The organism is Arthrobacter sp. SO3, from assembly GCF_020532825.1.
Taxonomy (GTDB): Bacteria; Actinomycetota; Actinomycetes; order Actinomycetales; family Micrococcaceae; genus Arthrobacter.
Window position 1 is genome coordinate 49,093 of record NZ_MQTS01000165.1, and the last position, 12,195, is coordinate 61,287.

Genomic DNA, 12,195 nt, shown 5'->3' on the forward strand with positions numbered 1-12,195 from the left:
TGGTCTTGTTCCGTCCTGTGATGGCGCCGTAGACAAGGGCTACCACCAGGCCGCCGACGATGGCCAGGAGCCAGGAACCGAGATTCCAGAATTCCATCTTGCCGCCGCCGAACAGCAGGTCGCCGATCCAGCCGCCGACCACTGCCCCGACTACGCCGAGCACGAGGCTGGTGACCCAGCCGCCGCCGACCCTGCCAGGCATGAGGGCCTTTACGATTGCACCTACTATGAGTCCGAGAATGATCCAGCCAAGAAAGCCCATTACTCCTCCTACATATTCGTCGGCATCCAAATGGTGAATCCCGATTATGGCTTCAAGCTAACATAGGCCGGATTGCTTGTCAGCAGGAGCACCCCCAATCGTTACCTGCACCGTTACCTGCGCCGTGACCTGCAGCGTTGCGTGCCGGCCCGGCCGCCCCGTCGGTGACAGTACGGTGCCCCGCCCGTGGCGGTACGTGGCTGCGTGCGGTGCTTGGGCCGGGCCATAACGGGTACGGTATTCCTTGTGGGCGCGGGCACCGGCCGGAGTCCACCACCCGGTCGAACCCCTAAGGAGAAGCTCTCTTGGCTGCAAATGGCGGTACCAAGGCGATTGTTGCGGCGCTGGCTGCCAACTTGACCATCGCCGTCCTGAAATTCGTCGCGTATTTCCTGACGTTTTCCTCATCAATGCTGGCCGAAGCGATCCACTCGCTCGCGGATTCCGGCAACCAGCTCCTTCTGCTGGTGGGCGGCAAGCGCGCCAACCGGGCGGCGAGCCCGGAGCATCCCTTCGGCTACGGGCGCGAGCGCTACATCTACGCGTTCATCGTCTCCATCGTTCTGTTCAGCGTGGGCGGCCTCTTTGCCCTGTATGAGGCGTGGGGAAAGCTGCAGCACCCACACGCCATCGAGGGAGCGTTCTGGTGGGTTCCGCTTGCCGTGCTCCTGGGCGCCATCCTGGCCGAGTCGTTCTCCTTCAGGACTGCGATCATCGAATCCAACCTGATCCGCGGCCAGCAAAGCTGGATTAAGTTCATCCGCAGCGCCAAGCAGCCGGAGCTCCCCGTGATCCTCCTTGAGGACTTCGGCGCCCTCCTGGGCCTGGTCTTCGCGCTCTTCGGCGTGAGCCTGACGCTCCTCACCGGGAACGGCATCTGGGATGCCCTGGGCACCGCGATGATCGGCTTCCTGCTGGTCGCCATTGCCGCCGTCCTGGCCATCGAGACGAAGTCCCTGCTGCTCGGAGAATCAGCCACGAAGGACGATGTCGCCAAGATCCGGGCCGCCATCGAGTCCGACGGCACCTCGATCATCCACCTCAAGACCCTGCACCTCGGCCCGGAGGAGCTCCTGGTCGCCGCCAAGATCAGCATCGGCCGCTCCGAGACGGGCCAGGAAATTGCCACAGCGATCGACGGCGCCGAGACGCGGATCCGCGAGGCTGTTCCGATTGCACGGGTCATCTACCTTGAACCGGACGTCCAGCGCGTCAGCACGCCGTAACCGGACCCGGGTCTGACCGACTCAGGGTCCGGCCGGCGAAGGGCTGAGGGGCCGCTGGTCCGGTAGCCGCATTGCGGGCTATCGGACCAGCGGCCTCCTCCGTTCCACCAGCCCGCTGATCAGGGCGACGCCGAGGCCCAGGATGGCCAGCACCGCCCCGACGAGGGCGGGTGCGACGTAGCCCCAGCCCCAGGCGATCACGAGGCCGCCGAGGAAGGCCCCCAGAGCGTTCGCGACGTTGAGGGCCGCATGGTTGAGCGAGGACGCCAGCGAGGGGGCATCCGGGGAAGCATCCAGCAACCGGGTCTGCAGTGCCGGGACCAGCAATGAACCGGCGCCGCCGACGACGAAGACCATCACGTAGGCGGACCACGGCCAGTGCACGGCGACGGCGTAGACCACGAGTGCCACGGCGATGCCGGGCAGTACCCAGTAGATCGTTCCCATCACAGACTTGTCCGCGATGCGGCCGCCGACGATGTTGCCGGCCACCATGCCCAGTCCGTACAGCGCGACAACCAGGGGGAGCCACCCTGCGGGAATGCCGGCCACGGAGGTCATGGTGTGGGCGATGTAGGTATAGGTGGCGAAGAAGCCGCCGAAGCCCACGATGCCGATCAGGATCGCCAGCCAGACCTGAAGCCGCTTGAGGGCGCCCAGTTCGCGGCGGAAGCTCGCGTCGGCGTGAGGCTTCTGGTACGGCAGGAACTTCCAGAGCATCACCAGGGTGAGAATGCCGATCACGCCCACCAGCAGGAACAGCAGCCGCCAGCCGTACGTCTGGCCCAGCCAGGTGCCAAAGGGGACGCCGATGACGTTGGAGACGGTCAGGCCGGCCATGACCATCGAAATGGCCCAGCCGCGCTTGGTCGGCGCGACAAGTGACGCCGCGATCACGGCGGCAACGCCGAAGAAGGCCCCGTGGGGCAGCCCGGCGGCGAAACGCGACACGAGCATGGTGCCGTAGTCCGGGGCGATGAAGGACGACAGGTTCGCGATGCTGAAGAACAGCATGAGCCCAAGGGCGAGGTACTTCCGCGGCATCCTGGCACCGACGGCGGCCAGCAGCGGGGCTCCAACCACGACGCCGAGCGCGTAGGCCGAGATCAGGTGGCCGGCCTCCGGGGTGCTGATGTTGAGCCCGGTCTCCACCTCCTTGAGCAGGCCCATCATGGTGAACTCCGTGGTGCCGATGCCGAATCCGCCCATGGCGAGGGAAACGATGGCAAGGGCGAGGTGGCGGGAACCGGTCTTGGGCGTCGCCGGGGCTTGTGTGGTGGTTGTCATTCGTCTGCTTTTCGGTGACGTTCCCGGCTGGAGCCAGGAGAATGCGGCAAGTTAAATCGGATTTGTAGTCTGATTTCTCTAACGGGGCGGGCACGCTCGGTATTCCGGGTCCTCGCCGAAGGCGGCCACTTCCATTCTCCCCTACGCCGGCGCCGCACTCATCCCCCCGGAGCGGTTGACGGGCCGTTGGACCCTTACCGGCTTACTTTGAATCGGGATAGTCATGGAAGCACCGCGGCGGTGCGATGATGCCGTTGAAGCCGGGGTAGGCGGCCCTGGCGTGGCGTCGGAGCTTGCCAGGGCCGCCGCATTGCGCGGGGTGAGGTACCGGCAAGACCGGTACCTCACCAGGATCTGCCCTCGACCCTGTCTAGACTTGGGTGCGTGACTGGACTCATTAGCGTTGCAGGCGGCGCCGTACTGGACTCCCTGGCCGAGCCCGGCCGGCTCCTTGTGGCTCGGCGGACGGCGCCCCCGCAGTTCGCCGGCATGTGGGAGTTCCCCGGCGGCAAGGTCGAGTCCGGCGAGACGGGCGAGCAGGCCCTGCACCGGGAGCTGCTCGAAGAGCTTGGCGTGAAGGTCCGGCTGGGCGCCGAACTGGCCAGCGGCTCCGCCGACGGCTGGCCGCTCAACGAACGTGCCGCCATGCGGGTCTGGTTCGCTGAACTGCTCGACGGCGTTCCCCACCCCCTGCAGGACCACGATGAGCTGCGCTGGATCGACATCCGGAACCGCGCCGAGGTGCTGGGCCTGCCGTGGATCCCTGCTGACCTCCCCATTGTCGAGGCGCTGCTGGACAGGCTCCAGGTGGCGGATTCCACCGCCATGGCCGCGCACTGAGACTGGGCTCTGGGGCCGCCGCGGCCCTACCTCTCGCCAAAGCGTGAAGCATGTGACTACGCTGAAGCGAACCGAGAGGAGTAGCCCGTGCAGGTTGGTGTCAGGCGGGAGCAGCGTGCAGGGGAACGGCGGGTTGCCGCCACGCCGGAGACGGTGCAGCAACTCACGGCCCTCGGCCTGGAAGTGGCGGTGGAACGCAATGCCGGCACCGCGGCCGGGTACGCGGACGCCGCCTACACCGCGGCGGGAGCGTCAATCGTTCCGGAGCTGGCCGCCCAATCCCTGGATGTCCTGCTGCACGTCCGGCCGCTCGAACCGGAGACCGCCGCGGCACTCCGGCCCGGCACCGTCACCATCGGGTTCGGCTCACCCGCGTCGGAATTGCCAACTGTGGGCGCCCTGGCCGCCGCGGGTGTGACCTCCTTCGCCCTGGAGCTGGTGCCGCGCATCTCCCGGGCCCAGTCCATGGACGCGCTCAGTTCGCAATCGCTGGTCTCCGGCTACCGCGCCGTTCTGGAAGCCGCCCTTCGCTACCCGAGGTTCTTCCCGCTCTACATGACGGCCGCCGGAACGATCCCGCCGGCACGGGTGCTCATCCTGGGGGCCGGCGTCGCCGGACTGCAGGCGATCGGCACGGCGAAACGGCTGGGGGCCAGGGTCTCCGCCAACGATATCCGGGCGGCCTCCGCCGACGAGGTCGCCTCGATGGGTGGCACCTTCATCCATCTGGACCTTGACACTAGAACTGCGGACGCGTCCGCAGAGGGCAGCGGCGGCTACGCCCGTGAGCTCGGCCAGGACCGGGCCAAACGCCAGCGCGCCCTGCTGGCCCCGCACGTTGCGGCGGCCGATGTCCTCATCACCACCGCGGCGATTCCCGGCCGGGCGGCTCCCTTACTGGTGACCACGGAGATGGTGGCCGGCATGCGGGCAGGGTCGGTCGTCGTCGACCTCGCAGCGGAATCCGGCGGAAACGTCGAAGGTGTCATCGCGGGCCGGGACCTTCAGATCCCGGTGGACGGCGGGTCCGTCACCCTGGTCGGCCTGCAGGACGCCGCCTCGGCGATGCCCTCCGATGCCTCCCGGCTGTTCGCCAAGAATGTCGCCAACCTGTTGGCACTGATGACTGCCGACGGCAAGGTGGTCCCGGATTTCGACGACGAGGTTGTCGCCGGCGCCTGCCTGACCCACGGCGGCTCCGTCGTGCATGCCGCTACCGCCGAAGCTATGGAGGCCCGCACATGATGGACCCGATCACCCTGTTGACGGTGGTGGTCCTCGCCGTCTTCGTAGGATTCGAAGTCGTCTCCAAGGTGACGAGCAAGCTGCACACCCCGCTCATGTCCGGTGCCAACGCCATCCACGGCATCATCCTGGTGGGCGCCATCATCGTGGCCGGCCAGGCGGACGACCCCTGGCTGCTCACGGTCGCCCTGATCGCGGTGGTTCTGGCGACCGCCAACCTGGTCGGCGGATTCGTCGTCACGGACCGGATGCTGGAGATGTTCGGCAGCCGGAAGCCTGCCCGGCCCGGTCCGGGCGCGGGGGAGGGCGGTTCATGAGTGTCCTCGGCCCGGGGTGGACCGCACTGTTTTACCTCGTGGCCGCAGTCTGCTTCATCCTCGCGCTGAAGGGCCTAAGCTCTCCCCGGACCGCCCGCCGCGGCAATGCCGTCGGGGCGGCAGGTGCTCTCGTGGCCGTGGTCACGGTGTTTCTCTCCGCGAAACTGGAGAACGTCCCACTGATCCTCGCCGCGATCGCCGTCGGCTCCGCGGTGGCCGTCCCGGTGGCCCGGCGTGTGCAGATGACCCAGATGCCGCAGCTGGTCGCCCTGTTCAACGGGGTCGGCGGCGGGGCCGCCGCGCTGGTCGCCGTGCTGGAACTCGGCCACAGCGGGGACCCCTGGGTGCGGCTGGCCGTGGTCTTCACGATGCTGGTCGGCGCCGTTTCCTTTGCAGGCTCGGCCGTGACGGTGGGTAAGCTCCAGGAGCTGATCAGCACCCGCCCCCTGCTGTTCCCCGGGATGCCGGTGGTGATGGGCGCCGTGGTGCTGGGAGCGGTCGCCGCCGGCGGCCTCGTCGTCGTGACCGGTTCAGCGGGCTGGGCTGTCGCACTGCTGGCGCTGGGCCTGGTCGCGGGCCTGCTGCTGGTGCTTCCCGTCGGCGGGGCCGACGTGCCGATTGTGATCTCGCTGCTCAACGCCTTCACCGGCCTCGCGGTCGCCGCCTCCGGCATTGTGCTGGGCAACGTGCTCCTGTTGGTTGCCGGTACGCTCGTCGGCGCCAGCGGCACCATCCTGACCAAGGTGATGGCCTCTGCCATGGGCCGCGGCGTCACGGGCATCATGTTCGGTGCCTTCCGGGGCGGCTCGACGGCGGGGTCAACCGTGCAGAGCGACCGGCCGGTGAGGTCCTCCTCGCCCGAGGACGTCGCAGTCCAGCTGGGCTACGCGCAGCGGGTGGTGATCGTCCCCGGCTACGGACTGGCCGTGGCCCAGGGACAGCACACGATCGCCGAGCTCGCCATTGCGCTGGCGGCCCGCGGGGTCGAGGTGGTCTTCGCCATCCACCCGGTGGCCGGGCGGATGCCTGGCCACATGAACGTGCTGCTCGCGGAAGCGAACGTACCGTATGAGTCGCTGAAGGAGCTCGAGGAAGCCAACCCGGAGTTCCCGAACACGGACATAGCCCTCATCGTGGGCGCCAACGACGTGGTCAATCCTGCCGCCAAGTCCACACCCGGTGCGCCGATCTACGGAATGCCAATCCTGGAAGTGGCCCAGGCCGGTCAGGTGGTGTTCCTCAAGCGCTCCATGCGGCCGGGATTCGCCGGGATCGAGAACGAGCTGCTGTTCGATCCGAAGACCACCCTCCTGTTTGGCGACGCTAAGGAGTCACTCACCCGCGTCCTGGGCGCCGTCAAGGCCCTTTAGAACAGGGTGGGTTGCGCTGCCTCAGCAAGCGGTCGCGGGCCGTGGGGCCCGGCTGCCGCCGCGGGGATGCTGCCGGCCGGGTACTGCGCTTCCTCGTCCCGTGGATCACCGCTGCCGGGATCGTCGTTAAGGTCACGGTGGCTGAAGCCCTGGGAGCCGGAGAATCCGTGCCGGGCCTTGAAGAACCGGATGCGCCCGGACAACCAGTCGCGGTATTCCTTGGACGCGTAGGAGCCGGTGCCGTAGAGCCGCCGGTACTTGCCGGCGAGCTGCGGATGTTCCTTGGCAATCCACTGCATGAACCATTCCCGGGTTCCCGGCTTGAGGTAGAGGGCTCCTGCGCTCACGCCGGTGGCTCCCGCCGCGGCAAGGGAACCGAAGAGGGAATCCAGGGCTTCGTCGCTGTCGGAAAGCCACGGAAGGATGGGCATGGCCATCACCCCGCAGGGCAGCCCGGCCTCCCGGAGCCGGGTAATCAGCTTCAGTCGTGCCCGGGGACCGGGTGTGCCGGGCTCCACCGCTTCGGAGAGGTGTTCGTCAGTCATCGCCAGCGAGATGCCGACGCCGACGGGAACCTGGGCTGCGGCGTGCTTCAGGAGCGGGATGTCCCGGGCCAGCAGGGTGCCCTTGGTCAGGATCGACAGGGGAGTGCCGGAATCTGCCAGCGCCCCGATGATGCCCGGCAGCAGCTGGTAGCGGCCCTCGGCCCGCTGATAGGGATCCGTGTTGGTGCCCAGGGCAACGTGCTGCCGCCCCCACGAGGGCTTGGCCAGCTCCCGGCGCAGGACCTCCGCGGCGTTGATTTTCACCACCACCTGGCTGTCGAAGTCCAGCCCGGCGTCGAAGTCGAGGTAGGTATGGCTCTTCCGGGCGAAGCAGTAGACGCAGGCGTGGCTGCAGCCGCGGTAGGGGTTGATGGTCCACTCGAACGGCATCCGCGAACCGGCGGCCACTTTGTTGAGCACCGATTTGGCGGTGACCTCATGGAAAGTGACCCCGGCAAACTCGGGGGTGGTCACGGAACGCACCAGCCCGATCAGGGGCAGCAACGGGTCGGTGGACGGGACGGTCGGGGTCCCGGTGCCTCCGCTCCCTGCTCCGGGGCCCGTGGAGCCAGCTGCGGCAGCCATGCGGGCATTGTCTCCGGGCGCCGGTTTGAGTGCTTGTGCGTCCCATCTCATTGCTCTATTCGAATGTATGTTCGAGTTTAAGTCAAGGACCCGGGCTGCATCCTGACACGGCCCCGGTATGCCGTCCGGCCGCCTTGCTAGGCTGGGGCGATGATTCTCCTGACAGGGTTCGAGCCTTTCGGCGGCGAAAGCACCAACCCTTCGTGGGCCGCCGCGCGGGCGGCCGCCGGCCTGCTCCGGGCCGAGGGACTCGAGGCGGAGGCCGTGGAGCTGCCCTGTGTCTTTGGTGAGGCGGTCCGCCTGCTGGATGCGGCGCTGGAGCGCTTCCACCCGGAGGTGGTGGTCTGCGCGGGCCAGGCCGGCGGAAGGTCCCGGATCTCGCTGGAAAGGGTCGCGATCAACTGCGACGACGCGCGGATCCCGGACAACGCCGGCAACGCACCCGTGGACCGGCCCGTGGTCGCCGGCGGACCGGCGGCCTACTTCAGCACCCTTCCGGTGAAGGCGGCGCTCGCGGCCCTCCTGGCTGCGGAGATCCCCGCCGAGGTATCCCAGACCGCAGGCACCTACGTCTGCAACCACCTCTTCTACGGGCTGATGCACGCCCTGCGGCTACGGCCCGGCGTCCGGGGAGGCTTTGTCCACGTTCCCTACGAGCCCAACCAGCTGCCCCCGGGAATTACCGATCCGTCCCTGCCGCTGGAACAGCTGACCGAAGCGCTCGCCGTCGTCGTCCGCAGCACCCTGGCGACGGCTGCGGATCTCAGGATCTCCGCCGGCGCCACACATTAGCGGGCATCGGGCGCGGCTCAGCCGAGCAGTTCCCAGACGACGTTGACTGCGGCGCTGACGCCCGATTCGCCGGCTTCCACCGTGAGCGACTCGACAGCGACGGCGCGCTGCATCCTGGCCAGCGGGATCGGTGCCGGCTGGCCGGAGAGCTGGGCGAGCGAGACCACCTTACCGAGGGAGCCGCCGGCGAGCGAGGCGAAGTGCCCGGCCGCGGTGAGGGCGTCCTGCCAGGCGGCTTCGCGGGCCCGCGCGGTGACGGCCGCGGGATCAGCGAAGCCGAGCTCCAGCCCGTTGAGTCGGACATCGTTGCCGCCGGCCGCGACCGCGGCGGCGATGACCTCCGAGGATTTTCCGAGCTCCCTGAGCCGGACGCTCAGCATGCTCGACGCCAGGTAGCCCGAGACGACCTGGCCCCGGCCCTCCTGCCAGTTCACCTCGGCACGGACGTTGAGCCCGGAGGTCGTGATGTCCGGGTCCGCCACGCCGTGCCCGCGGAGCGCCGCCGTGATGGCTGCGGAGACACGGCCCGCCTCGCCGTAGGCCGCGCCGACGTCCTCCCGGCGGCACTCGACGCCGATCGAGAGGGTCAGCAGGTCCGGTGCGCCTTCCGCACTGCCGGATCCGCTGACTGAGATTGTCCTGGGGCTGTCTGTCATGTCATACCTCGTTCCGCTCGGGGGCCGCCGGGCCCGTCCTGCTGGTGGCTGCTGGGTGGATCTGCCGGGTTGATCTGCTGTTGAAATCCGCTGCTTGTAGCCGGTGTTCCGCTCCGGGTAGCCGCCCGCCTGCAGCCCGGCGTGCCGTTCGAAGACATTGCCGGAGCCGGCGTTGCCGGTCCGGACCAGGGACCAGCCTGTCGCGAGGAAATACAACGGCAGGAAAGGCAGGCCCAGGCACCAGGCGTACTGGCTGCTGTGGCGCTCCTCGTGCCCCAGTAGCGCGGGGTTGGCCAGGGCTTCCTCCGGTCCGGCGCGGAACAGCACCACATTGCCGACCGTGAACGCGCCGGCAAAGGGCAGCCGCCAGCCGTACCCGGTGGCAATCAGCAGTCCCCGGGGTCCCCGAAGGACGTGCGTGCGCGCACAGCCGGCCAGCAACAAGCCCAGCGGAGTTGTTGCATTCAGTACATTGGCCAGCTGCCGCAGCCGTTGTCCCGGCGTCATACCGCCATGCTAGCCGGGCCCCGGGCTGCGGGAAACGAAACCGGGGGGAGGGCGCCGCCACCTGGAGCCGCCGCAGCGCCGTCGCGTTCTGGCACCAGAGGGCCTTCAACTAGACTGAAGGGGAGTGCCCGCCGGAGCGTTTTTGGCGAGCCCTGCCCTTTGTCAACGTACCGGTCCCCGCATGTGAAGGTCCGGTGCCCGTTGGCATAAACCGACTCGTAGCTAAGAACAGTAGATGACTGAAACTTTGCCGGGCGCCGGCGTCCCGAATCCCCTGGATGAAGCCGCCATCACCGCCGCCGTAGACCAGGCCGTTGCGGCCATTGCCGCCGCCTCCACGCTCGATGAACTCAAGGCCGCGCGCCTCGCGCACACCGGTGAAAAATCCGCGTTGAGCCTCGCCAACCGTGAAATTGGCGGGCTGCCGAAGGACCAGAAGGCCGCCGCCGGAAAGCTCATGGGCTCCTCCCGCGGACGCGTCAACAAGGCGCTCGCGGACCGGACGGCCGAGCTCGAAGCCGAGAACGACGCCCGCATCCTGGTCGAGGAGACGGTGGACGTCACGGCGGCCCCGCGCCGCCGTCGTGCCGGTGCACGCCACCCGCTGTCCACCCTGCAGGAACGCGTCGCGGACATCTTTGTCGGCATGGGCTGGGAGATCGCCGAAGGCCCCGAGGTCGAGTCCGAGTGGTTCAACTTCGACGCGCTGAACTTCAAGCCCGACCACCCCGCCCGCGAAATGCAGGACACCTTCTTCGTGGAGCCGCCCGAGGCCCACCTGCTGATGCGCACCCACACCTCCCCGGTACAGGTCCGCTCCATGCTGGAACGCGAACTGCCCATCTATGTGCTGTGCCCCGGCAAGGTGTTCCGCACCGATGAGCTCGACGCCACGCACACGCCGGTGTTCCACCAGTTCGAGGGTCTGGCCATCGACAAGAAGCTCAGCATGGCCGACCTCCGCGGCACCCTGGAGCACTTCGCGCGCCAGATGTTCGGCGACGAGGCCCAGATCCGGCTGCGCCCCAACTACTTCCCCTTCACCGAACCGTCCGCCGAGCTGGACATCTGGCACCCGGGCGCCAAGGGCGGCCCCAGCTGGATCGAATGGGGCGGCTGCGGCATGGTCAACCCGAACGTGCTCCGCGCGGCCGGCATCGACCCGGACATCTATTCAGGTTTTGCCTTCGGCATGGGCATCGAGCGCACGCTCATGTTCCGCAACGAAGTCGGCGACATGCGCGACATGATCGAGGGCGATGTACGTTTCAGCGAGCACTTCGGGATGGAGATCTAACCGTGCGTATCCCACTTTCCTGGCTGCGAGAATTCGCGCAGGTACCGGCCGGAGCAACGGCCGAAGACGTTATGGCAGACCTGGTCAAGGTCGGTTTTGAAGAAGAAGCAGTCCACCGGCCGACGGATGCCCTCCGGGGCCCCATCGTGGTGGGCCAGGTCCTGAACATCATCAAGGAACCCCAGACCAACGGCAAGACCATCAACTGGTGCCAGGTCCGGGTCGTCCCCGAGGGCCAGCAGCAAAGCCTCACCGGCGAGGGCATCGACCCCTCCGGTGTCCAGGGCATCATCTGCGGCGCCCACAACTTCGTGGAAGGCGACAAGGTGGTGGTCACCCTTCCCGGCGCCGTGCTGCCCGGCGACTTCCACATTTCCGCGCGGAAAACCTACGGCCACCTGTCCGCCGGGATGATCGCCTCCGTGCGTGAGCTCGGCATCGGCGAGGACCACGACGGCATCCTGGTGCTGTCCCGGATCGGGCTGGACCCGGGAATCGGCGCCGACGCCATGGAGCTCCTGGATCTCTACGACGAGGCCGCCGAAATCAACGTCACCCCGGACCGCGGCTATGCGTTCTCCATCCGCGGGGTGGCCCGCGAATACGCGCACGCGACCGGAACCTCATTCACCGACCCGGCGTCCAGGGTGCAGGCACCCGCGGCTCTGGCCGGCGGCTACGGCGTGAAGCTCAACGACGGCGCGCCGATCTACGGCAAGCCGGGCTGCGACCGCTTCGTGGCCCGGACCGTCCGCGGGGTCGACGCCACGAAGCCGACGCCGCCGTGGATGACCTCCCGGCTCCGCCTCGCCGGAATCCGATCGATCTCGCTGCCGGTGGACATCTCCAATTACGTGATGCTCGAACTCGGCCAGCCCACCCACTGCTACGACCTGGACAAGCTGTCGGGCGACATCGTGGTCCGCCGCGCCGTCGCCGGCGAGAAACTCAGGACCCTCGATGAGAAGGAACGCGCGCTCGACGTCGAGGACCTCCTCATCACCGACGGTTCCGGTGCCATCGGCATCGCCGGCGTCATGGGCGGCGCCGCCACAGAGGTGTCCGACACCACGACAAGCGTCCTCGTCGAAGCGGCGCACTTCGACGAAGTGTCCATCGGACGCTCCCGCCGCCGGCACAAGCTGCCGTCCGAAGCCTCCAAGCGCTTTGAACGCGGCGTCGACTGGCAGGTTGCCGGGATCGCCGCCCAGCGGGTCGTTGACCTGCTGGTCGAACTCGCCGGGGGCACCGCCGATGAGGCGGGGA

Annotated in this window: 12 protein-coding genes; 8 read left to right on the forward strand and 4 right to left on the reverse strand. The window is 68.1% G+C overall.

The window, feature by feature from the left end; translation table 11 throughout:
• Positions 1 to 262, reverse strand: a 262-nt coding sequence (locus BJQ90_RS15640; RefSeq protein WP_226761147.1) for a GlsB/YeaQ/YmgE family stress response membrane protein, incomplete at its 3' end; no start/stop codon positions are given.
• A 305-nt stretch (positions 263 to 567) separates the two neighbouring features.
• Between BJQ90_RS15640 and BJQ90_RS15645 the strand changes: the two genes are divergently transcribed.
• Positions 568 to 1,488 carry a cation diffusion facilitator family transporter gene (locus tag BJQ90_RS15645; RefSeq protein ID WP_226761148.1) on the forward strand — a complete coding sequence of 307 codons (921 nt, stop codon included), beginning with the start codon at positions 568 to 570 and terminating at the stop codon, positions 1,486 to 1,488.
• A 78-nt stretch (positions 1,489 to 1,566) separates the two neighbouring features.
• Here BJQ90_RS15645 and BJQ90_RS15650 read toward each other — a convergent pair whose 3' ends face one another.
• Positions 1,567 to 2,775 carry an MFS transporter gene (locus BJQ90_RS15650; RefSeq protein WP_226761149.1) on the reverse strand — a complete coding sequence of 403 codons (1,209 nt, stop codon included), beginning with the start codon at positions 2,773 to 2,775 and terminating at the stop codon, positions 1,567 to 1,569.
• 384 nt (positions 2,776 to 3,159) lie between these two features.
• Here BJQ90_RS15650 and BJQ90_RS15655 point away from each other — a divergent pair, with 384 nt between their 5' ends.
• From BJQ90_RS15655 to BJQ90_RS15670, 4 genes are all read left to right on the forward strand, one after another.
• Positions 3,160 to 3,615 carry a (deoxy)nucleoside triphosphate pyrophosphohydrolase gene (locus BJQ90_RS15655; RefSeq protein ID WP_319004648.1) on the forward strand — a complete coding sequence of 152 codons (456 nt, stop codon included), beginning with the start codon at positions 3,160 to 3,162 and terminating at the stop codon, positions 3,613 to 3,615.
• Between the two features lie 87 nt (positions 3,616 to 3,702).
• Positions 3,703 to 4,860, forward strand: a complete 1,158-nt coding sequence (locus BJQ90_RS15660; protein ID WP_226761150.1) for a Re/Si-specific NAD(P)(+) transhydrogenase subunit alpha — start codon at positions 3,703 to 3,705, stop codon at positions 4,858 to 4,860.
• A complete protein-coding gene (locus BJQ90_RS15665) occupies positions 4,860 to 5,177 on the forward strand; it encodes an NAD(P) transhydrogenase subunit alpha (protein WP_226761163.1) in 318 nt (105 codons plus the stop codon). Before BJQ90_RS15660 ends, BJQ90_RS15665 begins: the two co-directional genes overlap by 1 nt.
• Positions 5,174 to 6,547, forward strand: a complete 1,374-nt coding sequence (locus BJQ90_RS15670; RefSeq protein ID WP_226761151.1) for an NAD(P)(+) transhydrogenase (Re/Si-specific) subunit beta — start codon at positions 5,174 to 5,176, stop codon at positions 6,545 to 6,547. The genes BJQ90_RS15665 and BJQ90_RS15670 overlap by 4 nt, the downstream gene beginning before the upstream one ends.
• On the opposite strand, the gene BJQ90_RS15675 is transcribed toward BJQ90_RS15670, so the two are convergent.
• The gene (locus BJQ90_RS15675) at positions 6,544 to 7,728 is read right to left on the reverse strand and encodes an Rv2578c family radical SAM protein (protein ID WP_226761152.1); all 1,185 of its coding nucleotides are present in this window, start codon (positions 7,726 to 7,728) and stop codon (positions 6,544 to 6,546) included. The two genes, BJQ90_RS15670 and BJQ90_RS15675, sit on opposite strands and share 4 nt — an antisense overlap.
• A gap of 99 nt (positions 7,729 to 7,827) precedes the next feature.
• Between BJQ90_RS15675 and pcp the strand changes: the two genes are divergently transcribed.
• Entirely contained in the window at positions 7,828 to 8,469 is a 642-nt protein-coding gene (pcp, locus tag BJQ90_RS15680) for a pyroglutamyl-peptidase I (protein ID WP_226761153.1), read from the forward strand.
• Positions 8,470 to 8,486: 17 nt separating this feature from the next.
• On the opposite strand, the gene BJQ90_RS22925 is transcribed toward pcp, so the two are convergent.
• Positions 8,487 to 9,632, reverse strand: coding sequence for an SIMPL domain-containing protein (locus BJQ90_RS22925; RefSeq protein WP_413463699.1), 1,146 nt, complete (start codon positions 9,630 to 9,632; stop codon positions 8,487 to 8,489).
• 235 nt (positions 9,633 to 9,867) lie between these two features.
• On the opposite strand from BJQ90_RS22925, the gene pheS reads away from it, so the two are divergent.
• Together pheS and BJQ90_RS15700 are read left to right on the forward strand one after the other, a co-directional pair.
• Positions 9,868 to 10,929 (forward strand): phenylalanine--tRNA ligase subunit alpha, encoded by a 1,062-nt coding sequence (pheS, locus tag BJQ90_RS15695; protein ID WP_226761154.1) that lies wholly within the window; start codon positions 9,868 to 9,870, stop codon positions 10,927 to 10,929.
• A 2-nt stretch (positions 10,930 to 10,931) separates the two neighbouring features.
• Positions 10,932 to 12,195: phenylalanine--tRNA ligase subunit beta (locus tag BJQ90_RS15700; protein ID WP_226761155.1), on the forward strand; the 1,264-nt coding region annotated here is incomplete at its 3' end.

Coding starts and splice junctions, on each gene's coding strand:
- BJQ90_RS15675 (WP_226761152.1), bottom strand. CDS start 7,728: ATGAGATGGGACGCACAAGCACTCAAACCGGCGCCCGGAGACAATGCC.
- pheS (WP_226761154.1), top strand. CDS start 9,868: ATGACTGAAACTTTGCCGGGCGCCGGCGTCCCGAATCCCCTGGATGAA.
- BJQ90_RS15670 (WP_226761151.1), top strand. CDS start 5,174: ATGAGTGTCCTCGGCCCGGGGTGGACCGCACTGTTTTACCTCGTGGCC.
- pcp (WP_226761153.1), top strand. CDS start 7,828: ATGATTCTCCTGACAGGGTTCGAGCCTTTCGGCGGCGAAAGCACCAAC.
- BJQ90_RS22925 (WP_413463699.1), bottom strand. CDS start 9,632: ATGACGCCGGGACAACGGCTGCGGCAGCTGGCCAATGTACTGAATGCA.
- BJQ90_RS15650 (WP_226761149.1), bottom strand. CDS start 2,775: ATGACAACCACCACACAAGCCCCGGCGACGCCCAAGACCGGTTCCCGC.
- BJQ90_RS15665 (WP_226761163.1), top strand. CDS start 4,860: ATGGACCCGATCACCCTGTTGACGGTGGTGGTCCTCGCCGTCTTCGTA.